Genomic DNA, 23,150 nt, shown 5'->3' on the forward strand with positions numbered 1-23,150 from the left:
AAGAGACCTGGGGTGGCCCGTGGACGGGCCACCCCAGGGAACGGATCGGAAGAGGGTTACGGGTGGCTGGTGAGGTAGCCGCCCATGGTCCGGAAGAAGTCGACGCCGCGGTGCTCGACGCCGTCGTCCGTGCGGACGCGTTCCACGACCAGTCCGTACTCCGCCCCCCCGCGCGCGTGGGGGCCGCAGACGATCGCCACGCCCTCGCCCTCGGGGCGGAAGACCCGGCCGACGGTGCCGCCGAGCCGCAGGGACGACACCGAAGCGGCCAGGATGCGGACGCGCTCCCCCTTGTAGTACGCGAAGGCGTTGGGGTACGGGTCGACCTGGGCCCTGGTCAGGTTGGCGATGTCCTTCGCCGGCCAGTTCCAGTCGATCCGGCTGTCCTCGACGGACCGCTTGTGGAAGAAGGTGGCCTGCGCCGGGTCCTGCGGGGTCCAGTCGGTGCGTCCCGAACCGATCAGCTCCAGCGACTCCAGGACCGCCGGGGCGAACAGGTCGATGGTCTTGTGGAAGAGGTCCGTGACGGTGTCCTTGTCCTCCACCGCCACGCGCTTCTGCACCACGATGTCGCCGAGGTCGAAGTCCTCGTTCATGAAGTGCACGGTGACGCCGACCTCGGGCTCGCCGTTGACGAGCGCCCAGTTGAGCGGCGCGAAGCCGCCGTAGCGGGGCAGCAGGGCGTCATGGACGTTGATGGCGCCGTGGGTGGCGAGGGAGTAGATCTCCGGGGCGACCCAGGTGCGCCAGTCCGAGGAGACCAGCAGGTCGGGCTCCAGCTCCCGCAGGCGCTCGGCCACCTCCTCGTCGTTGGCGTACTTGCGGACCAGGACGGGTATGCCGTGCCGCTCGGCGAGGGCGACGACGGAGTCGTTCCAAATGGTCTCGTAGGCGTGGTTGCTCGCCGGGTGGGTGATGACGAGCGGGACTTCGTGCTCGGACTCGAGGAGAGCTTCCAGGACTCGGTGGCCCCAGGTCTGGTAGCCCATGAAGACGACGCGCATGCGTGCTGCCTTTCCGGTCACGGCCGCGTGAGCGGCAGGGACCATACGTAGGCGAAGCCGGCGCCCGCCTTGTGGTCGAAGGTGTCGCCGGCCTCGTAGGTGGCGAGCGAACCGCTGTATCGCGAGTTCGGGGACTTCCGGCTGACCACCGTGCAGGAACCCTTGAAGAGCTCCATGGTGATCTCGCCGTTGACCTGCGGCTGCAGGGTGGCGACGAAGCCGTCGAGCGCACGGCGCAGGTCGGAGAACCAGTAGCCGTAGTAGGCGAGTTCGGAGTAGCGCAGAGCGAGTGACTGCTTGTGGTGCAGCGTCTCGCGGTCCAGGACGATCGCCTCGAGCTCCTCGTGCGCGGCCATCAGCACGGTCGCGGCGGGCGCCTCGTAGATGCCGCGGGTCTTGAAGCCGACGATGCGGCTCTCGACGATGTCGACGCGGCCCACGCCGTGGCGCGCGGCCACGGTGTTCAGCCGGCCCACCAGCTCGGTCAGCTCCAGCTTCTCGCCGTCGAGGGTGACGGGCACGCCGCCGGCGAAGCCGATGGTGACCTGTTCGGCCTGGTCCGGTGCCGACTTGGGGTCGGTCGTGAGCTGCCAGGCCCGGGCCGGCGGGGGCTGCTCGACGTCGTCGAGCTCGCCGCACTCGATGCTGGTTCCCCAGATGTTGGTGTCGATGCTGTAGGGGTTCTCCTTGGTGACCGACACCTCGATGCCGTGCTCCCTGGCGTAGGCGAGCTCCGACTCCCGGGTGGTCAGCTCCCAGTCGATGACCGGGGCGAGCACCTTCAGCCTCGGGTCGAGCGCGGTGACGCTGGTGTGGAAGCGCACCTGGTCGTTGCCCTTGCCGGTGGCGCCGTGGGCGACCGCGTCCGCGCCCTCGGCGTGCGCGATCTCGACCATCCGCTGGGCGATCAGCGGCCGCGAGAGGGGGGCCGCCACCAGGTACTTGTTCTCGTAACGCGCGTGCGCCTGCAGGGCGGGGAGGGCGAAGTCCCGCAGGAAGCGGTCGGAGAGCGGCTCCATGTAGACCTTCGAGGCGCCGGTGCGCAGGGCCCGGTCCCGGACGGCCTCCAGCGACTCCAGCTGGCCGATGTCCGCGCAGAAGGCGATGATCTCGGCGTCGTACTTCTGCTTGAGCCAGTGCAGGGCCACGGAGGTGTCGAGGCCTCCGGAGTAGGCGAGCACGATCTTCATGTGTTCTCCAGGGTGCGGTGGCGGGCGGGGGACGGTGCCGTCGGGGTCATCCGGCCAGTTCGGCCAGTACGGCGTCGAGCACCTTGGCGGTCTCCGCGCCGCCGGCGACCTCGCGGGCGGCCCGCAGCGTGGCCTCGTGCGCGGTCCGCAGCTTCTGCCGCGTCGCCTCCAGCCACTCCGCGTGCCCCTCGACGGCGCTCCGCAGCTCGGTGCGGACGGCCTCGACGCTCTGCGGGGAGGTGCCGCCGGGGCTGGTGTAACTGGTCACCGCGGTGCGGGGGGCGAAGATGTGCGCCAGCACCGACTCCTCGACCGGATGGCCGAGTTCGGCGAGGATCCGCGCGCCGGCGGCGGTGTCCCGCAGCGTCGCGCCGTCCTTGATCAGGGCGGAGACGAGCGTGCCGGTGATGTGGTGGGCCTCCCGGAAGGGGATGCCGTGGTCGGAGACCAGGTAGTTGGCCAGCTCGGTGGCGGTGGAGAAGTTGTCCCAGCAGAGGTTCTCGCCGCGCTCGCCGTCGAACCGGAGCCCGCGGGTCTGGCCGGCGACGATGCGCAGGGTCGACAGGTAGGTGTCGGTGGCGTTCCACAGGTACGGCTTGTCGTCCTGGAGGTCGCAGCTGTATCCGAGGGTCACGCCCTTGGCCATGGTGAGCAGCTGGACGAGTGTGCCGACGGTGCGGCCCGACCGGCCGCGGGTCAGCTCGGCGACGACCGGGTTCTTCTTCTGCGGCATGATCGAGCTGCCGGTGGCGTAGGCGTCGGACACCTGGACCAGGCTGTATTCGTGCCCGCTCCACATCACGATCTCCTCGGCCATGCGGGAGAGGTTGTTCCCTCCGAGCGCGAAGGCCGAGGCGGTCTCGATGAGGTAGTCGCGCGCGCTGGTGGCGTCGAGGGCGTGGCTCAGGACGCCGCCGAATCCCAGCAGGCGGGCGGTGGTCTCGCGGTCGAGCGGGAAGGAGGTGCCGGCCAGCGCGCAGGCGCCGAGCGGCGACTCGTCCGTCCGCTCGAAGGCACCGCGCAGCCGTCGGACGTCGCGCAGCAGCATGCTGGCGTGCGCCGTCTTCCAGAAGCCCACGGAGACGGGCTGCGCGGCCTGGCTGTGCGTGTAGCCCGGGAGGATCGAGAGCAGGTCCTCCTCCGGGAAGGAGAGGAGCTCCTCGATCAGGGCCAGGTTCGCGGCGACCGCGTCGAGCTGGGCGCGCCGCAGGTACATGCGGGCGTCGGTGGAGACCTGGTCGTTGCGGGACCGTGCGGTGTGCATGTGGCCGCCGACCTCGCGACCGAGGTCCTCGATGACCATCTGCTCGATGTTGAAGTGGACGTCCTCGAGTTCCGGGCGCAGCTTCAGCTCGCCGCGCTCGTGCTGTTCCCAGAGCTTCAGCAGCGAGCCGAGGATCGCGCTCGCGGTTTCCTCTGGAATGACGCCCTGGCGCCCGATCATCAGCACGTGCGCCATGTCCTGCCAGAGGTCGGCGAAGACGAGGCGGACATCGACATCCGTCGTGAGCGTGTAGTCGAGCACATCGGGCGTGATGTCCTCGTCGAAACGGCCGCCCCACAACTTGTCGGTCATGTAAATACTTCCTTTGATCTGGCGCGGTTCCAGCCGTGTTTTCCGGCTGCCGACATCGGATTCGATCATCCGGGGACGTCCGAGGAACTGTCCATGGCCACCGGCTGGCCGCGTAAGGACGTGACCGGACATGGCCAGCATGTCGCGCTCGGATTCGGAAACGGACCGGGCTCGCGCCGTCGGCTCAAATCCCCCTACCAGTAGGGCCGTTATGCCGCCCACCTGTATGTCTCGCTATGTGAAACGGCCTTGTCCGACCGGCGGCTCTGTGATTTCGTCACGTTGCTCGTCGAGTGAACGTCGAAAGTCACCGGCGTTTGTCCGGGCGGTGCCCTTGAGTTGATTCACGTTTCCATCGCCGTCGGATCTCCCCGTACGACGGGGATTCGGGGCGCAGGCCGACCCCTGTGAAAAACGGGTGCCCGGATGACCGCGCGTCACGCCTCCCGAACTCGTCCAGAAAGCCCGGCGAGTTGTTCCCACATTCTTGCGCAGGGCGTTCACGGGCCATGGACGGCGACGTCTTCGGACGTCGATCGCCACCCGATTCCGGGAAGTGGAAAAAGAAAGAAGGAAACAATGGACAGGCGTGTGGCCGTTACAGGTCCCGGCGCGGTGACTCCGGCCGAGGAGCCGGGGCCGGCGGCCGGCGCCGAGAACGCCCCGGAAGACCACGGCGAGTTGTACACGGCCTTCCGGACCGTGGCCCTCGCGACACCGCACGCACCCGCGGTCGTCGACCACGACGGCACCGTCTCGTCGTACGCGACGCTGCTCGACGCGGTGGAGACCGCGGCCGGGCGCCTGACGGCGGAACTCGACGGGGACGACGTCCTGGGCCTCGCCGTCGGGTCCCCGGTCGCCTTCGTCGCCCTCTACCTGGCCGCGGCGAAGCTCGGCGTGATCACGGTCCTCCTCGACGACCGGCTCTCCGAGCGGGAGAGGGAGCGCGGTTGCGCCCGGTTCGACCTGACCCGGCTGGCCGTGGACGGCCCCGGCCCGGACGGCTCGGGCTCCTTCCGCCTCGCACCGGTGCCCGACGCCGACCTGCACCGCGCCAGGGCCAGGAGCGGATACGAGGCCGGGGACTTCGTCGTGCACTGCACGTCCGGTTCGACGGGCGAGCCCAAGGGCATCGTGATGAGCCAGGCGGCCATCGCGACCAGGGTCCGGCTGTGGAGCGGCGAGCTGGAGCTCGTCCCGTCGGACGTGGTGCTGTGCGCGCTCCCGCTGTCGCACTGCCACGGCATCGACATCCTGACGCTGCCCGGACTCCTGAACGGCGCGACGGTGGTGTTCGCCCAGGGCTCCCGGCTGACGGGACGGGGGCTCGCCCGCCGCATCGAGGAGCGGGGCGTCACGGTGATGAGCGGGCTGCCGCTCATGTACCGGATGCTCACCTCCGTGCGCGGGGTGCCGGCGACGGCGCTCCGGACGCTCCGGCTGGCCGTCGCCGGCAGCGCGCCGCTGGGGACGAGCACCCAGGAGGCGTTCCTGGAGCGGTACGGCCTGCCGCTGCGGCAGGTGTACGGCCTGTCCGAGATCGCCGCCATCTGCTTCGACAAGGAGTACGTCGGCAAGGGCTCCGTCGGCAGGCCCGTCGCCGGCGTGGAACACCGGCTGGAACCGGTGGCGGCCGGGGGCGCGGGGACCCCGGACGTCCACGAGCTCTACGTGCGCGGTCCCGCGCTGGCCCGCGGCTACTACCGGGACCCCGCCGCGACCGCGGAGATGTTCGAGGACGGCTGGCTGCGGACCCACGACCTCGTCCGGGCCGACGAGGACGGCTGGTACGTCCTCGGCCGCCGGTCGGGCTTCATCAACGTCGCGGGGAACAAGGTCGGCCCGCTGGAGGTCGAGGCCGCGCTGCGCGAGTGCCCCGGGGTGCTGGAGAGCGCGGTGGTCGGCGTCCCCGACGCCGGAACCACCGAACGGGTCGCCGCCCTGCTCGTCACCGGCCCCGGGTTCGACCTGGGCGCGGTGCGCCGGCTGCTCGACGAGCGCCTGCTCTCCCACCAGCTGCCCCAGCGGTACGAGTTCGCCGGGGCACTGCCGCGCACACCGCTCGGCAAGACCGACTACGCCGCCGTGAGGCAGCTCATGAGCACCGGGAAGAGGGATGCCGAGTGACCAGTGGACCGAACGAGGAGAGGTTCCTCGCGGACGCGCCGGACCGGCTCGACGGCGTGGCGGACGGACTGCACGCCGCGCTGGCGGCCGGCACGCCGACGGACCACGAACAGGACGCGAGCGCCGTGTTCACGCTCCTGAAGCGGACCCGCGCCACGACGATGCTCATCCCCAAGGCCTGCGGCGGCAAGGGGACGTCGGCCGAGGAGGCGGTGCGCTTCCAGGTCGCGCTCGGATCGATGGCCCCGTCCGCGGCCATCGCGACGACCATGCACCACTACAAGATCGCCGCGCTCGGCCAGGTGGCGACCTCCGGCGACGAGGGCGCCCGGACCATTCTCCGGGGCATCGCCCGCGAGGCCCGGCTCATCGCCTCCGGCGGCGCCGAGTCGACTCCCGGCCGGGACCTGCGGAGCCTGGGGAGCCAGGCCGTGCGCGACGCCGCCGGCTACCGCGTCAGCGGCCTGAAGCGGCCCTGCTCCCTGTCCCGCAGCATGGACATGCTGTCGCTGATGGTCGAGCTGCGCGCGCCGGACGGCTCGCCCGACGGATACGCGCAGGCCTTCGTGGACGCCGGGGCCGAGGGCATGGAGCGCGAGCCGTTCTGGAGCAGCCCCCTCTTCCTCGCGGCGGAGAGCCACGCCGTACGCCTGTCGGACGTCCGGGTGCCGCGGGAGCAGGTCTTCCCCCTGCGGGGCGAGACCGGCCGGCGCTTCGCCACCGACTGCTACAGCTGGTTCCAGCTGCTGATCAGCGCCTCGTACCTCGGGATCGCCTGCTGCCTCGCGGCGGCCACCCCCCGGGACCGGCGGCCCGGAGCGCGCGGCTGGAGCGGCGCGGCGGCGGAGCTCCGCGACCTGGAGGCCGGTCTGCTCGACGCGGCCCGCGCGATCGACGCCGGTGCCCCCGCCGGGGAGCAGCTCAACCGCGCGATGGCCGCGAGGGACCGGGTCGAGGACGAGATCGGCGGCATCGGCGGCCGGCTGCTGCGGGCCGCGGGCGGCGCGTCCTTCGCCCGTACCTCCTTCCCCGCCCTGCTCGCCGGCGGTCTGAACGCGATCGCCTTCCACCCGCCGCAGCGCGGTGCCCGTGACGGCATCGGCCTGGAGCTTCTGAACCCGGACGTGAAGGACCGCGACTGATCATGTACACCAAAGAGCAGTTCAGTCTGCCCCTGTCCGCCATGTGCGACTTCGTCCGGGCCAAGTCGTTCGGGGTCCTGGCCACGTACCACGCCGGTGAGGTCTTCACCTCGCCGCTCCCGATCGACCTGCGCGAGACCGCGGAGGGCGAGCTCTTCGTCGCGGGGCACGTCGCACGGGCCAACGGGATGTCGGCCGTGTTCGGGACCGGGGCCCCCGCCACGATCACCGTGCTCGGCCCTGACACCTACGTCCCCGCCGAGTGGTTCGGCACCCGCGACCGCATCCCCACCTGGCTCTACTGCGCGGTGGAGATCAGCGGCCGGCTGGAGCTCAGCGACGACGTCCGAAAGCGCGCCGACGTCGAGGTGCTGATCGACCGGCTCCAGAAGCGCGCGGTCGACGGCTCCACCTGGACCCTGGACGAGATCCCCGCGCACCTCTCCGGGGAGTACCTGAAGCACATCGTCGGTTTCCGGCTGCGCGACCTCCGCCTCACCTCGTGCTTCCGGCTGAACCAGGGCAAGGGCGGGACGGAGGACCTGGCCACCGCGCTGCGGGCCGACGACGCCGGCGCCCTCCGGGAGCTGGCGGAGCTGGTCCTCGCCCCGCCGACGGAGGGATCGGGGTGTCCGGCCTCATGAGCGGACAGGACCGGCTCGGCCGACTGCTCGACCTCCCGCCGAGCGACCGGACCGCCGTCGAGTGGTACGGCGAGCGGCTGACCCACGCCGAACTCGCCGCCGCCGTGGACGACCTGGCGCGCGTCCTCGTGGAGCGCGGCGCGGCACGCACGCACGTACTGGTGCTCGGTCCGCTGTGTCCTGCCTACGTCGTCGGGCTCCTGGCGGCCCTGCGCAGCGGTGCCGTCCCGGTGCCGGTCGACGCCGGCATGGAGGCCGGCCAGTACGCGTGGGCCGAGGGCGTCGCGCAGCCGTCGGCCGTCCTGAGCAGCGACGTCTCCGCGGCCGCGCACTACCGGGGAATCGGCGCCGCGGACGAATGGGTGCTGGAGGCCGCCACGGGCCGTGTCCTCCTGGACCTCCCGGCCCGGCACCGCGTCCGGCGCGTCCGGCGTCACGCGGCGCCCGACGCCGGCTACCTCATCCCCACGTCGGGATCGACGGGCGCCCCGAAGGCGGTCGTGGGCAGCCGCACCGGCCTCGGCGACTTCCTCTCGTGGTTCACCACGGAGTTCGGGCTCCGCGGCACGGACGCCTGCGCCGCCGTCACCCGGGTGAACTTCGACCCCTCGCTGCGCGAGCTGCTGGCCGTACTGGCCGTCGGCGGCAGGCTCGCCCTGCCCGAGGTCGACGCCCAGCTGGACCTGCGGGCGCTCGCGGACCACCTGGTGCGCAGCGAGGCGACGCTCGCCTTCCTCGTCCCCTCGCTCGCGCGGCGGATCGCGGACGTCCTGGAGACGGACGCCCTCCGCCTCGACCACCTGCGGCTGGGGTTCTTCGCCGGCGAGGTGCTGCCGTCGCGCGTGGTCGCGCAGTGGAGCGGGATCGCCCCCGGGGCCGAGTTCGTGAACCTGTACGGCATGACCGAGGGGACGCTCGCGCAGCTCTTCCGGCGGGACGTCCGCGCGGGCGACGGGACGGCGGAGGGCGTACCGGTCGGATCCGCCCGTCCGGGCGTCTCCGTGACCATCGACCGGCCCGACGCCGACGGACGCGGCGAGGTGCTCATCACCTCGGCCGCGCCGGCGCTGGGAACCCTCGCCGAGGACGCCGACGGGGAGTCGGAGACGTTCCGCGTCGAACCGATGCCACCGGTGCTGCGCACCGGCGACAGCGGATACCTCGACGACCGGGGCCAGCTGACGGTGACGGGACGGCTCGGGAACGACCTGAAGGTGTCCGGCAGGCGGGTCTCCTTCCACCGCCTCGTCGACGAGGTCGAGGAACTGCCCGGCGTACAGCAGTGCGTGGTGGTCGACCGGCAGGGTCCGCAGGCCTTCCTCGCCGTCGCCGACCCCACCGGGGCCCGAGCCGGGGCGCTGCGCGACGCGGTGCACGGGGCGGCCCTGCGGATGCGGCTTCCCCGGCCCGCCGTCCATCTGCGCGGAGCGTTCCCGCTGTTGCGCAGCGGGAAGGTCGACCGGGTGGCCCTGGCCGCTTCGGTCGCCGACGCCCCGGCCGTGGCGGACGCCGGGACGCACCGGGACACCGGTGTCGCCGGAACGCTGTGCGGACTCCTCGGCCTCGACGCCGCCTCCTCCTCCACCTCCGCCGCCACGACGTCCTTCGTCGACGCGGGGCTGACGTCGCTGGACATGATGGAGTTCGTCCTGGAGGTGAACCGGCGGTTCGGGACGGACCTCTCGGTCCAGGACTGCTTCGCCCACCGCGACATCGCGTCCCTGAGCCGGGCGATCGAGCGGGCGGGCGGCCCGGCCTCCCCCCGCGTCCCCGGGCCGGAGCTCCTCCCCGACCCGGAACCCCTCCCCGGGGTCCCCGGCGACACCGACGTCCATCCCCTGTCCACCCGTCAGCGGGCCTACATGGCGATCTGCATGACGGACGGCAACGCCAACTGGTGCAACATCTCCCGGGAGGTACAGGTCGGCCCGGCCGTGTCCCGGGCCGAGGTGGCGACGGCCGTCGACGCCGTCGTCGCCCGCCACGACGTCCTCAGGCTCTCGCTCACGGCGGACCGGACGCACCAGGTACACCACGAGGCCGCCGACGTACGCTGCCCGGTCACACTCCACGAGGGGACCGTCACCGGCGAGGACGGCGACCACGACCACCGCGCACGGGTCCAGGAGGCACGCGTCCGGGCGGTGTCGGAGCTGATCGACCCCACCTCGGCCCCTCCGCTCAGGGTGGTCGTCGTCCCGGGACCCGACACGACCTCCGTCCTCGTCGTGGCGCACCACCTGTTCGTCGACGGGCTGAGCCTGGACCTGGTCGTCGACGAACTGCGCTCCCTGCTGACGGGGAGGACGCTCGGCGACGCCCCGGCGCCGCACGGGTACCGCGCCTACTGCCGGGCGACCGAGCGCGCCGCGCACACGGCCGTTCCCGAGGCCGGGTACTGGGAGGACCTCCTGAAGGGGGCGGGCCAGGTCGAGCTGCCGGAGGCCGGCGGCGAAGGCGCCCGCGTCGGGGAACTGGTCTCACGGCCGTTCGGCGTCACCGGCACCCGGGCCGCCCACCGGATCGCGGAGGCGCGGGGCGTCTCGGTCTTCGCGGTCGTGCTGGCCGCCTTCGAGCGGGCCGTCTCCAGGACCTTCGGGCTCGGTCCGCTGCCCCTCGTCGTCCCCGTCCAGGTGCGGCAGGGGGCACGGGCCGGCACCGCGGGCATGTTCACCAGCCAGCTCGTCGTCCGCGGTCGCGGACCGGGCGGACTGCCGGACCGCGCGGGCGAGTTCGCCCGGCAGCTGGAGGCCGGCGTGGCCAACAGCTCATGGGAGTTCGACCAGCGGGTCGAGGCCCTGGGCCTCGCCGACGCGGAGTGCTTCCCGCTGTCGACGGTGCTCTTCAACCAGCACCCCGGGCGGCGGGGCCTGCGTCCCCGCGACCTCGGGGTGTGGCGGCCCCGGTCGCTGGGCCGGGCCCTGCGCTACCAGCTGCAGGGCGAACTGCAGATGTCGGCGGGCGAGATGGCGCTGACCTACTACTACCGACGGGGGATCGCCATGGACCGGCCCGATGTGATCGACCGGCTGCACGCGGACGTCCTCGCGGCGCTGTGCGAAGCGGGAGGAGACCCGGATGCGGCATGAGACAGCCCCGCTCACCGAGCACGAGGCACGGCTCCTCGTCCACCGGGCGGGCCGGACGCCGGTGTACGCGTACAGCAGGCCGGCGCTGCGCGACGCCGTCGCGCGGGTCCGCAGGCTCTCGCCTCCGGGGGCCGGCCTCTACTACTCGCTGAAGGCCAATCCGTACCCCGGGGTCGTCAACGCGCTCGCTCCCCTGGTGGACGGCTTCGACGTCTGCTCGCTCGCGGAGCTGGAGACCGCGCTGAACGCCGGGACGCCACCGGACGGGGTGCTGTTCACCGGCCCCGCGAAGTCCCGCGCGGAAGCGGCGGCGGCCCTCGCCGCCGGGGTCGCGGTGACGGTCGAATCACCCCTGCAGGCCCGCCTGTTCGCCGAGGTGGCGGACGAGCTCGGGGTGGCCGGGCGAGGCGTGATCCGGCTCAACCTTCCTTATCCGGGCCGGACCCGGGATGCCGCGCCCTCGCCGAACCAGTTCGGGGTGGCCGAGGACGACCTCGCCGAGGTGGTGGACGTCCTGGGCGCCTCGCCGCTGTCGGTCACCGGTCTCCAGCTGTTCTGGGGCTCCCAGTACAGCGACCCCGAGATCGTCCTGGCCACGCGGAAGGCCGTGACGGAACGCGCGAGGGCGTGTGCCGAACGATTCGGCCTCGCGCTCGACTTCGTCTCCATCGGCGGGGGCATCGCGATGTCCTGGCGCGACCTCGACCCCCGGGTCGACTGGACCGCGCTGGAGACGGCGGACCCCTGGTCCGGCCTCCCGGAGGAGGACCGGCTGCCGCTCGTCTGCGAGTACGGCCGGTCGATCGTCGGCCCGGCGGGCAGCCTGCTGACCACGGTCCTCGACACCAAGACCATCGGCGACCGCAGGTACGTCCTCGTCGACGCCGGGATGAACGACCTCCTCCTCGCGAGCCGCCTGTTGTCCGGCGGCGACCGGGGCGAGATCCGGGTCCGGGCGGTGGGCGCGGCGGAACGCCCGACGGTCCCGCACACCTATGTGACGGGTCCGCTCTGCTCGCAGCTCGACGTGCTCGCCGAGGACATCGAACTGCCCGAGGTGGAACCGGGCGACCTCCTGGTGTTCCCGGACGTGGGCGCGTACGGGCCGAGCTTCAGCCCCAGCGGATTCCTGAGCCGCGACAAGGTGAGAGAGATCGTTTTCTGACATGAGTGACACCACGCCTCAGGGCCCCGTGACCGGCCGGCCACAGGAGCGGCTGAGCCCGATCCAGCGTGCCTATCTGATCGGCGGCCAGGACGGCCTCGAACTGAGCGGGCCGGCCCGCTACTACCTGAGCTGCGACCTGAGCACGGAGCGGGTGGCCGGGATCGGCACCCAGCTGCGCCGGCTGGTACGGGACAACGACGTCCTCCGTCTCGGCAAGGCCGCCGACCTGTCCCTTTCGACACTGCCCGCGGACATCGCGCGGGACGTGGACGCCGACGTCCGCTGGGTCGACGACGCCGACTTCGACGCGGCCGACGACGCGGTCCGCCGCGCCTTCACCTCCGATGCCTTCGAGTTCGGCGACTGGCCGCAGTTCGAGGTGTCCGTGGTGCGCTCCGCGCACCGGGCCAGGCTGCACCTGGTGTACGCCCTGTGGCTGATGGACGCGGCGTCGCTCGCCGTCTTCCTCGGCGAACTGGTGGCGGACCGGGGCGACGCCGAGCCGCGGGCCGCCGGCACGGACGGTCCGTCCGGCGGGGCGCCGGTGCCCGGCCGGCCCCGCCGGGACCGTTCCGCACGCGACGCGCGGTTCTGGCGCACGCGGGCGGCGGAGCTTCCCGATCCGGCGGAGCTGCCGCTGCGGCCCGCCTGGCGGAACGCCGGCCCGGCGGTGTCCCACCGCATGGTCACCCTCGACGCGGTCACCGCGGCCCGGATCGACGCGTACGCGAGCGCCCACGCGCTGACCCCGGCGATGGCCTACCTCGCGGCCTACGGTGTCGTCCTCGGCCGGCTCGGCGGCGGCTCGGCCCACACGGTCACCGTCCTGCACTCGCGGCGCACCGGACCGGTGTCCCCCGTCTCCCTCGGCAACCAGGGCGGCACCATGCCGCTGGAGGTCCCGGAGACGACCGGGCGGAGCTTCGCCGAGGTCGCCAGGACCGTGCAGGGCCGGTACCTGAGCCAGGCCATGCACGCCTCGCTGAGCGGTACCGAGATCATGCGGCTCGCCGATCCCGCCGCGGACCTGCGACGGCTCGCCCATCCCTTCGCGTTCACGGCGCTCGAGGTCGACGGCGTGCGCGAATCCGCCCTGGGGCTCCGCCGCCGCTGGGACGACGTCCAGCTGCGGGTGCCCCAGGTGCTGATCGACCACCAGGTCGTCAGGGAGTCCGACGGGACCGTCCGGCTGGGCTTCGACTGGCGGACGGACGCCTTCGACGCCGGTTTCGCCGAGGACTTCGTGGCACGGTGCGAGGCGTTCGTCCGGGAGCTCGCCGAGGACGGCGGGAACTGGACCCGCCGCCCGGCACGCGCCGTCGTGTCCGCACCGCCGCGCCCCCACCGCGACACCTCCGGCGGGGTCCCCGCCGACACCCTCCACCACCGGGTGCTGCGGTGCGCGGCCGACCGTCCCGAGGCACCCGCCGTCCACGACGAGCGGGGGACCCTGAGCTACGCCGAACTGGTCGGACAGGCCCGGGCGGTCGCGGATCTGCTGCTGGCGGCCGGTGCGCGCACCGGCGACCGGGTCGCCGTCCACCTGCCCCGGGGACGGGGTCAGGTCGTCGCGATGCTCGGCGGCCTCCTCGCCGGCTGCGTGTACGTCCCGCTGGACCACGGCACCCCGGACGGTCGCCTCGACAGCATCGCGCGACGCGGTGCCGTGCGCTTCGCGATCACCGACGGGCGGCCGGCGGCCGACGCCCGCTGGGCGGAGCGCGGCGCGCGCCCGCTGCCGCTCCCCGCGGACGGGGCCGTGGCCGGGAGCCGGGGAGCGGACGTCCCGCCGAGCCCCACCGCCTACGTCATCTTCACGTCGGGCTCGACCGGCGAGCCCAAGGGCGTGGTGATCTCGCACGCCGCGGTCCTCAACACGATCGACGCGGTGAACGAGATGTTCGGCGTCACGGCGGCGGACCGGGTCCTCTCCGTCTCCTCGATCGGCTTCGACCTCTCCGTGTACGACGTCTTCGGACCGTTGGCGCGCGGCGGCTCCGTGGTGATGCTCTCGGAGGAGAGCGCCAAGAACCCCGCACGCTGGATCGGTCTCCTCGACCGGCACCGGGTGACCCTCTGGAACTCCGCGCCGGCACTGGCGTCCCTGCTCGCGGAGGAGGGAGCCGCCGCCCCGTCGGTGCGGGCCTTCCTGCTGAGCGGCGACTGGATTCCGCTGAAGCTGCCGTCCGCGCTGCGGCGGATGGCTCCGGAGGCCGAGGTCGTCTCCCTCGGCGGTGCGACCGAGGGATCGATCTGGTCCATCTTCCACCGCGTCGAGGAGGCGGACCGCGCCGGCCGGTCGATCCCCTACGGCAAGGCGCTGCCCGGCCAGGAGATCCTCGTCCTCGACGCCGAGCGCGACGTGTGTCCCGACTGGCAGATCGGCGAGATCCACATCGCGGGGAAGGGGGTCGCCGACGGCTACGCCGCCGATCCGGTGAAGACCGCGGCCGCGTTCTTCGACGACCCGGTGTTCGGGCGGCTCTACCGCACCGGGGACCGCGGCCGCCGCCACCCCGGCGGGACCGTCGAGTTCCTGGGGCGGACCGACAGCCAGGTGAAGCTGAACGGGCACCGGGTGGAGCTGGGGGAGATCGAGCACCTCGTCGAGAGGGCCCCCGGGATCGGCCGGTGCGCCGTGGCCGTCCGGGACCGCGGCCGGAGCAAGCAGGTCGTCGCCTGCGTCACGCTCACCGAGGAGGCGACGGACAGCTGGCGGCAGGACGTGCTCGCGTCGCTCAGGAACTCCGTGCCGCCCTACATGGTCCCCGACGCGCTGGTGGAGCTGGACGAGATCCCGCTGAACGGAAACGGCAAGCTCGACCGGCGTCGACTGGAGCGACTGCCGTGGGGGGAGCCCCCGGTGGGCGAGGAGCCGGTCGCGGAGCAGGACCTGGTCGGCCACGAGGTCGCGAGCTGCTGGGAGGAGGTGCTGGGCGAGACCCCGGGCGGCGAGGGCTTCTTCGCGGCCGGCGGAAGTTCCTACGACGCGATCCGGCTGCTCTCGGTCCTGCGGAGCAGGTACGGCTACGAGGTGGGGTTCGGGGACTTCATGACCGCCCCGACGGCCGCGGGTCTGGCCGGGCTCTGCCGCCGGCCGCGCGCCTCGGGCTCCTCGGGGATCTGGACGTACCGGCCCCGGCCCAGTGCCTCGCCCCGGCTGCGGCTTGTCCTCTTCCCCCCGGTGGGCGGCGGTGTGTCCTGCTACGCGGGCCTGGTCCGGGAGCTCGCGAGGGACATCGACGTCCACGTGGTGGGTCTCGACGCGCCGCTGGAGGAGGCCGCCGGTGGTCCCGCCACGCTCACCGGGCTCGCCCGGCACTGTCTGGCGGAGCTGTCCGGACAGGTCCCGGCCGACGGCGTGCCGCAGGTGTTCGCGGGGTGGTCGTTCGGCGGCGCCCTGGCCTATGAGGCCGCCCGCGTCTCGGGGGCGGCCGTGGCCCGGGTGATCGTGATCGACACCCCCGTGTCCGCGGCGTCCCGTGGCGGGCACGACGGCGGCGCCTCCGGGGAGGCGCTGTTCGACGGGTTCCTCCGGGACATCCGGGAGACCGGCGGCGTACGCCTTGACAGCGGGCGGGCGGCCGCGGACCCGGTGCTCGGTGCCCGGTTCGCGGTGTACCGGCAGAACATGACGCTGCTGCGCGACTGGGCCCCCGTCCCCTCGGACGTCCCCCTGGTGGAGCTCCGGGCCGCGGACGGCCCCGCCGAGGCCGATCCCGCCGCCTGGGCCGGGGTCGCCCGACGCGAGGAGACCTCCTCCCTGGCCGGCGGACACTTCGCGGTCTTCGAGGGTGACAACACGAGACAGGTCAGAGACGCGATCGAAGGAGTCAAGAGCGATGCCCGGTTCTGACGTACGCGCGGCGGTCCTCGCCGAGCTGGAGGCCCACGGCCATCCGCTCCCCGCGGCGGACCCCGACGCGGACCTGATCGGTCACGGGGTCAACTCGGCCGCCCTGATCCAGATCCTGTCGGCGCTGGAGGACCGCTTCGACGTCGATCTGGACCTGGAGGCCCTGTTCGACGCCCCGGTCACGGTGTCCCGCCTGGAAGCGGAGCTCGTACGCGCCGCCGGAGCCTCCGGGCACACCGGCTGAGCGGGACCCCCACCCCACACGGAAGGAACCCACGATGTCTTCAACGCACGGATACCAGCGGCTGACCCCCTCGGGAATGGGCGCGCTCCTCCCCCGGACCCCCGGCGGCTCCGTCGAGGAGCTGGCCGCGCGCGCCAAGGAGGCCGCGCTGGCGAGCGGTTGCGTCCTGGTCCGGGACGTCGAGCTGGACGAGGACGACTTCAAGCTCCTCGTGCGCTCCCTCGGCGACACGGTCGACCACAAGTTCGGCGAGGGGCAGGCCGATCTCCTCAAGCTCAACGCCTCCCGCGAGGAAGGGAAGGTGGTGACGGGACGCGGCCCCCTCCCCCTGCACACGGACGGTCTCCTGGTCGGTGAGCAGGTCGACCTGATCATCCTGTACGCGGCGGAGTTCTCCGACGCCCCCGGTTCCGGCGAGACCTACGTCAGCGACCAGCTGACGGCCTGGAAGGAGATGCCCGCGCGCCTCCGCCGGGTCATCGACGAGCACGAGCTGGAGTACCTGGTGAAGGAGCGGGGGTACTTCCCCACGGTGCCGGTCGACTGGTACACGATCCCGACGACCCGTGACTACGGCCGGGTGAAGTCCCTCAACCTCACCACCGCCTTCCCCCGCGACGTGGACCAGCGCTCCTGGGAGATCCGGGTGAAGGGCATGGAGCCGGCGGCCTCCGAGGAGTTCTTCCAGGAGCTCGACGCCTTCCTGCGCTCGGAGCGCTACGCCTACACCCACCGCTGGCGTGTGGGCGACCTGCTGGTCATCGACAACCAGCGGACGCTGCACGGCCGTACCGCCATCAGCGAGGGAGGCACCCGTGTGCTCTTCCGCGGGCAGCTGACGCTGTCCGACGCGGCCTAGGCACCGGCCGCGTTCCCCGGCCCCCCTTCTCCGCCCGTCCCGGGCGGACCCGGAGCGAAGACGAGGTCCCCAGTCCTGTGCGACAGACCGTGAAGGTGGACGGAGTCGGCGAAGCGGAGTCGGCGATGCCGCTCCCCGACCCGGGCGCGGCGATGATCGAGGAGCTGCTGCCCGCCCCGCACGCGGTCGCCGAGGCCTTCGGCGATCCGCCGGATCCGTGGCCGCTCTTCGCGGAGGAGGAACGGTGCGTGGCCGGGGCGGTTCCCGGCAGGCGCCGTGAGTTCGCCACGACCCGCGCCTGCGCCCGGACCGCCCTGGCGCGGCTCGGCGAGACGCCGGGGCCGATTCCGCGCGGGTCCCGGGGCGCACCGGTGTGGCCGGGGTCGACGGTCGGCAGCATGACCCACTGTGCCGGCTACCGGGCCGCGGTCGTGGCCCGGTCCGACGCGGTGCTGACCGTCGGCCTGGACGCGGAGCCGAACCGGCCGCTCCGGGACGAGGGCGTCCTCGGCATGATCTCGGGCCGTCAGGAACGCGCGCACCTCGCCGCTCTGGCCGTGCCGCATCCGGAAGTGTGCTGGGACCGGCTGCTGTTCAGCGCGAAGGAGAGCGTCTACAAGGCGTGGTACCCGCTCACCGGGAGCTGGCTGGGCTTCGAGGACGTGACGGTGACCTTCGACGCCCGCGCCCGCACCTTCGCGGCGGACCTGGCACGGCCGGCCCTCCTCGTGGAGGGCCTCCGCGTGACCGGTTTCCGGGGGAGGTGGGCCGTGCGGCGGGGCCTGCTGCTCACGGCCGTCTCGGTGCCGAGGACCTCCCCGGACCTCCACCGGCCCCGCACGGGAGCCCCTGTCCCCCAACAGCTTTTCCCCTAGAAGGAGTTCACGATGCTCAAGCCCAGACAGCCCGTACCCGTCCTCGACGTCCCGCTGGTCGGCGGAGGCCGTTGGGTCCTCGCCGACCAGCGGCCCGAGAGCTTCACCCTGGTGGTCTTCTACCGGGGCGTGCACTGCCCCATGTGCCGTGCCCACGTGACGGAACTGGACGCGCTCGTCCCCCGGCTGGCCGAGGTCGGGGTGACGTCGGTCGTGGCGGTGAGCGGTGACGGGATCGACCGCGCCGAACGGGCCGTCAGGGAATGGGACCTCACCCGGGTGCCGGTCGGTTACGGGCTGGGCCTGGAGTCGATGCGGGAGTGGGGCCTGTACGTCTCCAAGGCCATCAACGAGGGCAACCCCGACGAGTTCAGCGAGCCGGGCCTGTTCCTCGTGCGTCCGGACGGCACCCTGTACGCGGCGGTGCAGACCACGATGCCGTTCCTGCGTCCGCACCTCGACGAGGTCGTCGAGACGGTCCGCTGGATCAACGAGAACGACTATCCGGCACGGGGCGAGGTGTGAGCGGCGGCGAACGGGCACCCGCGGCCCCGTCGATCACGCCCCGGGACCTCAAGGAACTGCTCGACCGGGGCGCGCCCATCGACCTCGTCGATGTCCGGGAACCCCACGAGTGGGAGATCGTCCGCATCCCCGGGGCGCGGCTGGTGCCCGGGCCCGCCTGGCTGGACGGAACCGCGATGGGGACGCTGAGCGCGGACCGCAGGCCCGTCTTCTACTGCAGGACCGGTGTCCGCACGCTGGCGGTCCTGGCCGCGGTGCGGGAGGCGGGGTTCGCCGACGCCGTGCACCTCGAAGGGGGCGTCATCGCCTGGGCGCGGCAGATCGACCCCAGCCTGCCGGAGTACTGAGCCGCGCGAGCGGCGACGGGCTCCCGGCCCGCCGGAGCCGTCACGAAGAACACGGGTCGACGACCGGGGTCGCGACCGCGGACAAGACCCAGCAACCCACCCGCACCGCCTTCTCCGCCGGAGCACTCCGGCCGCGTGTGCGCCGTCCCACCGGAAAGGCCCGATCATGGCTCCCGTCAGCAAGTGGTGCGTCGTCACCAACGCCCCCCTCTCCGACCTCGAGCACCTGGCGCAGACCGCCGACCTCGGCGGTCTGCGGGTGTACTACCGCGGTCCCGAGGGGGTGCGTCTCCCCGGGAACCCGCCGTTCGTCATCGACGTCGCCACCCTGGCCCCGCACTCCCGCGGTGACGCGGCCTCGACGATACGGATCGAGCCGGACGTCCTCACCGTCCGCGTCTCGGCACTGAACGAGGACCCGGTCTACTACGCGGTCAACCGCATGAAGGGCCTGTTCGCCTACTTCACGGACCTGCTCCTCGCGCCGCTGGTCCTGCCCGCGCTCGCCGTGCCCGTCCGGTTCACCGGCGGTTCGCCGGGCCACGAGCGCGGCACCCTGCTGGACGGCGTGGACCGGCTGCGGTACGGCACCGTGTCCCGTACCCGGCGCGTCGACGGGCACTGGCTCACGGACGCGGGCGACGAGCACGACGTGCTCGACGACTTCCGCGCGCCGCACCGGGACGACCCGCTGGCCGCCGGCGAGGCCCAGCTGGAGGCGCTGGCGGCGGAGATCGGGCGGATCGACGCGGCCACCCCGGAGGGCACCGGTTACGCCACCCTGCTGTCCGGGGGCATCGACTCCGGGACTGTGACCTGCCTGGCGTCCCGTGCCGGACTGTCCGTCACCCCGTACAGCGTCGCGACCCCCTGGGGCGACGAGCTCGACGACGCGGCCGAGCTCTGCGCGGAGCTCGGCATCGGCCTCGAACCCGTCCACCTGACCGAGGACCAGATCATCGGCTCGATCCCGGAGGCAGTCCGGTGGCTGGGGGCGGCCGACGCCGAGGTCGTCGAGGTCGCGCTGACGGCGACGGCGGTGCAGCGGCTCGGCGCCGTCCCCGCGGACCGGGTCCTGCTGACCGGTTACGGCAGCGACCTGATCAACGCCGGCATCTACCGCCCGTTCGACCACCGCGACGACCTGATCGAGCAGGTCCTGACGGCCGTCGACCGCACGCGGCGCAGCAACGAGCTGTCCAACCGGATGCCGCTCGCGTACGGCACCACCGTCCACCACCCCTTCTGGTCCTGGCCGGTGATGAAGGTCGCCCTGGAGACCACGCCCGAGTGCAAGGTCCGGGGCGGCCGGGAGAAGTACCACCTCCGTACGGCGATGGGCAGCCGGGTCTCCGAGCCGGTCGCCTGGCGCAGGAAGATCGCCGTCCACCACGGCGGCGGCCTTCAGGACGGGGTGGCGCGCCGTCTGGAGAAGGAGACGGGCACTCCGGACCGGCAGGCCGTGTACACGGCCTGCTTCGCCGAGCTCCTGGACCGGGCGGCGCGGGGCGAGCTGGACCCCGTGGACCCCTGGGAGCTCTTCGAGCGGGCCCTGCGCCGCGTCCGGTCCAGCTGACCACGTACCCCCGGCAGCCCGAAAGGAACCCCCGATGCCCCTGTTCCACCCGCCGGTCCCGCCCGGGGGCCGGTCCCCTCTCCCGGCGCCCGTCGCCCCCGTCCCGTCCCCGTGGAAGGCGGCCCCGAGATGACCCGGCGCATACGCACCCGGGTGGGCATCATCGGCGCGGGCCCCGCCGGACTGGTCGCGGCCTCGGTGCTGGGCAGGGCGGGCATCGACCACGTGGTGGTGGAGCGGTCCTCGCGCGAGCACATCGAGCAGCGCACCAGGGCGGGGCTCCTGGAGCAGTGGACGGTGCGGTACCTCAGGAGCCAGGGCCTGGGCGACCGGCTGGTCGAGGAGGGGCGGCGGGCGGGCCGCTCGGACTTCCAGATCCTCGGCCGGCGCGTCTCCCTGGACTACGCCGCCCTGACCGGCGGCGACCGGCACTGGGTGTACCCGCAGCACCTGCTCGTCCGCGATCTGTGCGAGGGGCTGGAGCGGGCCGGGACGCCGCCGCTGTTCTCGCGGCAGGTCCGGCAGGTGGTGGGCCTGCCCGGTCCGGCACCGCGCATCGTGTGCGACGAGGTGGAGATCGACTGCGACTTCGTCATCGGCTGCGACGGTTTCCGGGGCATCTCCCGCACCCTGATCCCGGCGGGCCTCGACGAACCGCCCGAGGCTTCCCTGCGGTATCCGTACGAGACCCTGACCATGCTCGCCGAGGTGGACCGGCCTGCGGAGAACGTCGTCTACGCGGTGACCGAGCAGGGGTTCGCGGGGATGATGCCGCGCACCCCCGAGGTCAGCCGCTTCCATCTGCAGATCGGCGCCGGGGAGAGCGCGGAGGACTGGCCGGTGGAGCGCATCCGGGAGCAGCTGGCGCTGCGGCTGCGCCGCGAGGGCACCGTCGCCCCGCGGATCGGTGCCGTCACCGAGCTGGGGAGGCTGCTGATGCGGAGCCACATCACCGACACGCTGCGCCACGGCCGCCTGTTCCTCGCCGGGGACGCGGCCCATCTGCTGGCCCCGTTCGGCGGGAAGGGAGCCAACCTGGCCATCGCCGACGTCGCCGACCTGACGCGGGGGCTGATCGCCCACTACCGCCGCGGGGAGGACGAACTGCTCGACGGGTACACCCGGCGGCGGCTGCGGCAGATCTGGCAGGTCCAGGAGTTCTCCGACCAGCTGCTCCGGCTCGTCATGCTCCCTCCCGCGGAGTCCGGGCCGGCCGCACGGCGCTTCGTCCTGGGGCTGAGGCTCGCGGCCGTCGAGCGGATGGTCCAGGGGCCGGAAGGAGTGGCCTTCGCCCGCCAGTACGTCGGCTCGAACGGCCCTGCCGCGTAAGGCTCGACAGTCCCGCCGCGGGGAGACCGGGGGCGGAAGACCCGTTCCACCCCTCCCCCTCCCCCCTCCGCCTTCCTCTTCCGTCTCTTCTCCTTCCTTCCCCTTCCACGAGAAACAGAGGGACCGAACGTGCCGACGAGCAAGTGGTTCGTGGTGACCAACCGCCGCATGGCCGATCTCGAAGGCACATGTCAGCGGCTGGACCTGGGAAAGCTCCACCTCTACCACCAGGGGCTCGTCTTCCCGCCCTCCGCGCTCGGCTGCTTCGACGTCGACGTCCGCACCATGCGGGTCGAACGGGGCACCGGCGCGGCCGAGTTCGATCCTTCGGTCGGACCCACGACGGTCCGTGTCGCCGAGGACACGGTGGCGGTCTCCTCGGGGGCCTTCAACACCGATCCGGTGTTCTTCGCGGCCGAGCGCACGACGGGCCGGTTCGCCTACTTCTCCGACCTGTTCCTCTCCCCCGCGGTGCTCCCCGCGCTCGGCCTCCCGGTCGTCCTGCGGGCCCCCTCCGAGGAGCCCGCAGGCGAGGAGACCCTCGTCCGCGAGGTGCGCAGGATCGACTACAGCACCGTCCAGGAGTCCTGGTGCTCCCGCCGCGGCTGGACCACCAGGGCCGTCCAGGGGACCGATCTGCTCAACCGGTACCGCCGGCCCGTCCGGCACGACCCGATGCGGGCCGGGCTTGACCAGATCGAGGCCCTGGAGGGCGTGCTCGGCGCCATCGACGCGGAGTCCGCCGCCGGGACGCGGTACTGCGCGCTGCTCTCCGGCGGGATCGACTCCGGGGCCGTCACGTTCCTCGCCCACAAGCTGGGCCTGCCGGTCGAGTCGTACAGCGTCGGCACTCCCTGGGGCGACGAGTTCGACGCCGCGCAGGAGCTGTGCGACGTCGCCGGCGTCGAGCTGACCCGGGTGGGGCTCACCGAGGACGACTTCGTCGACGCGGTCCCCGAGGCGGTGCGCTGGCTCGGCCACGCCACCCCCGAGGTGGTCGAGATCGCGCTGACCTCCGCGGCCGTCCACCGCACCGGGGCGCTCCCGGCCGGCCGGACGCTGCTCACCGGATACGGCAGCGACCTGATCAACGACGGGCTCGTGACGCCGGACGAGACGGACCGCAGGCTCCTCGAACGGACGGTGCGGGCGGTCCACCGGACCCGTTTCACCGATGAGCTCTCCAGCCGGATGTCGCTCGCCTACGGCCGTGAGACCCACCATCCGTTCTGGACCTGGCCCGTCATGCGGGTCGCGCTGGAGACCGCGCCCGGCTGCAAGGTCCGGGACGGCAGGGAGAAGTACCACCTGCGCAAGGCCATGCACACCCGGGTGCCCTACGACATCGCCTGGCGGAAGAAGGTCTCGGTCCACCACGGGGGCGGCCTCCAGGCCGGGATCGCCCGGCGGCTGGCCGCCGACACGGGACACGACGACCGCCGGCGCGTCTACCACGCGTGCTTCACCGGCCTGATGGACGCGGCGGGCCGGGGCGCCCTGGACTCCTGGCCCGCCCGCGAGGTGTACGAGCGGGCCGTCCACCGGGCCGCGTCCGGCCGCCCGTGACCCCGCCCGACCGAGGAACCGGCGCACGAC

17 protein-coding genes are annotated in these 23,150 nt (G+C 72.8%); 14 read left to right on the top strand and 3 right to left on the bottom strand.

Features of this window, described 5'->3' with window-relative positions:
* Positions 1-56 precede the first annotated feature (56 nt).
* From ACFWUY_RS07655 to argH, 3 genes are read right to left on the bottom strand one after another with little or no spacing between them, the layout of a single operon-like run.
* Positions 57-1,004 (bottom strand): methionyl-tRNA formyltransferase, encoded by a 948-nt coding sequence (locus ACFWUY_RS07655; RefSeq protein WP_384103159.1) that lies wholly within the window; start codon positions 1,002-1,004, stop codon positions 57-59.
* Positions 1,005-1,021: 17 nt separating this feature from the next.
* On the bottom strand, positions 1,022-2,194 hold the full coding sequence (locus ACFWUY_RS07660; RefSeq protein ID WP_384103162.1) for an argininosuccinate synthase: 1,173 nt from the start codon (positions 2,192-2,194) through the stop codon (positions 1,022-1,024).
* Between the two features lie 46 nt (positions 2,195-2,240).
* Positions 2,241-3,770: an argininosuccinate lyase gene (gene argH, locus ACFWUY_RS07665; RefSeq protein WP_384103169.1), complete on the bottom strand. Its 1,530-nt coding sequence runs from the start codon at positions 3,768-3,770 to the stop codon at positions 2,241-2,243.
* A gap of 579 nt (positions 3,771-4,349) precedes the next feature.
* On the opposite strand from argH, the gene ACFWUY_RS07670 reads away from it, so the two are divergent.
* From ACFWUY_RS07670 to ACFWUY_RS07735, 14 genes are all read left to right on the top strand, one after another.
* Positions 4,350-5,900, top strand: coding sequence for a class I adenylate-forming enzyme family protein (locus ACFWUY_RS07670; RefSeq protein WP_384103172.1), 1,551 nt, complete (start codon positions 4,350-4,352; stop codon positions 5,898-5,900).
* On the top strand, positions 5,897-7,042 hold the full coding sequence (locus tag ACFWUY_RS07675; RefSeq protein WP_384103175.1) for a hypothetical protein: 1,146 nt from the start codon (positions 5,897-5,899) through the stop codon (positions 7,040-7,042). The genes ACFWUY_RS07670 and ACFWUY_RS07675 overlap by 4 nt, the downstream gene beginning before the upstream one ends.
* A gap of 2 nt (positions 7,043-7,044) precedes the next feature.
* Positions 7,045-7,686 carry an FMN-binding negative transcriptional regulator gene (locus ACFWUY_RS07680; protein WP_384103178.1) on the top strand — a complete coding sequence of 214 codons (642 nt, stop codon included), beginning with the start codon at positions 7,045-7,047 and terminating at the stop codon, positions 7,684-7,686.
* Positions 7,683-10,775: an AMP-binding protein gene (locus tag ACFWUY_RS07685; protein WP_384103181.1), complete on the top strand. Its 3,093-nt coding sequence runs from the start codon at positions 7,683-7,685 to the stop codon at positions 10,773-10,775. Before ACFWUY_RS07680 ends, ACFWUY_RS07685 begins: the two co-directional genes overlap by 4 nt.
* On the top strand, positions 10,765-11,940 hold the full coding sequence (locus ACFWUY_RS07690) for an alanine racemase (protein WP_384103184.1): 1,176 nt from the start codon (positions 10,765-10,767) through the stop codon (positions 11,938-11,940). The genes ACFWUY_RS07685 and ACFWUY_RS07690 overlap by 11 nt, the downstream gene beginning before the upstream one ends.
* A 1-nt stretch (position 11,941) precedes the next feature.
* Positions 11,942-15,799 (top strand): amino acid adenylation domain-containing protein, encoded by a 3,858-nt coding sequence (locus ACFWUY_RS07695; protein WP_384103186.1) that lies wholly within the window; start codon positions 11,942-11,944, stop codon positions 15,797-15,799.
* Complete coding sequence (locus ACFWUY_RS07700; RefSeq protein ID WP_384103189.1) at positions 15,786-16,043, top strand: acyl carrier protein; 258 nt, start codon at positions 15,786-15,788, stop codon at positions 16,041-16,043. Before ACFWUY_RS07695 ends, ACFWUY_RS07700 begins: the two co-directional genes overlap by 14 nt.
* Positions 16,044-16,077: 34 nt before the next feature.
* Positions 16,078-16,902, top strand: coding sequence for a TauD/TfdA family dioxygenase (locus ACFWUY_RS07705; protein WP_384103192.1), 825 nt, complete (start codon positions 16,078-16,080; stop codon positions 16,900-16,902).
* Between the two features lie 77 nt (positions 16,903-16,979).
* Positions 16,980-17,777 (top strand): 4'-phosphopantetheinyl transferase, encoded by a 798-nt coding sequence (locus tag ACFWUY_RS07710; protein ID WP_384103195.1) that lies wholly within the window; start codon positions 16,980-16,982, stop codon positions 17,775-17,777.
* A gap of 12 nt (positions 17,778-17,789) precedes the next feature.
* Positions 17,790-18,302 (top strand): peroxiredoxin-like family protein, encoded by a 513-nt coding sequence (locus ACFWUY_RS07715; protein ID WP_384103197.1) that lies wholly within the window; start codon positions 17,790-17,792, stop codon positions 18,300-18,302.
* Positions 18,299-18,649, top strand: a complete 351-nt coding sequence (locus tag ACFWUY_RS07720) for a rhodanese-like domain-containing protein (protein ID WP_384103200.1) — start codon at positions 18,299-18,301, stop codon at positions 18,647-18,649. Before ACFWUY_RS07715 ends, ACFWUY_RS07720 begins: the two co-directional genes overlap by 4 nt.
* Before the next feature lie 166 nt (positions 18,650-18,815).
* The gene (locus ACFWUY_RS07725) at positions 18,816-20,225 is read left to right on the top strand and encodes an asparagine synthase-related protein (protein WP_384103203.1); all 1,410 of its coding nucleotides are present in this window, start codon (positions 18,816-18,818) and stop codon (positions 20,223-20,225) included.
* A 129-nt stretch (positions 20,226-20,354) separates the two neighbouring features.
* Positions 20,355-21,554 (top strand): FAD-dependent monooxygenase, encoded by a 1,200-nt coding sequence (locus tag ACFWUY_RS07730; protein ID WP_384103206.1) that lies wholly within the window; start codon positions 20,355-20,357, stop codon positions 21,552-21,554.
* A 129-nt stretch (positions 21,555-21,683) separates the two neighbouring features.
* The gene (locus tag ACFWUY_RS07735; RefSeq protein WP_384103209.1) at positions 21,684-23,120 is read left to right on the top strand and encodes an asparagine synthase C-terminal domain-containing protein; all 1,437 of its coding nucleotides are present in this window, start codon (positions 21,684-21,686) and stop codon (positions 23,118-23,120) included.
* Positions 23,121-23,150: the final 30 nt, after the last annotated feature.

The organism is Streptomyces sp. NPDC058664 (genome assembly GCF_042716635.1).
Lineage (GTDB): Bacteria > Actinomycetota > Actinomycetes > Streptomycetales > Streptomycetaceae > Streptomyces.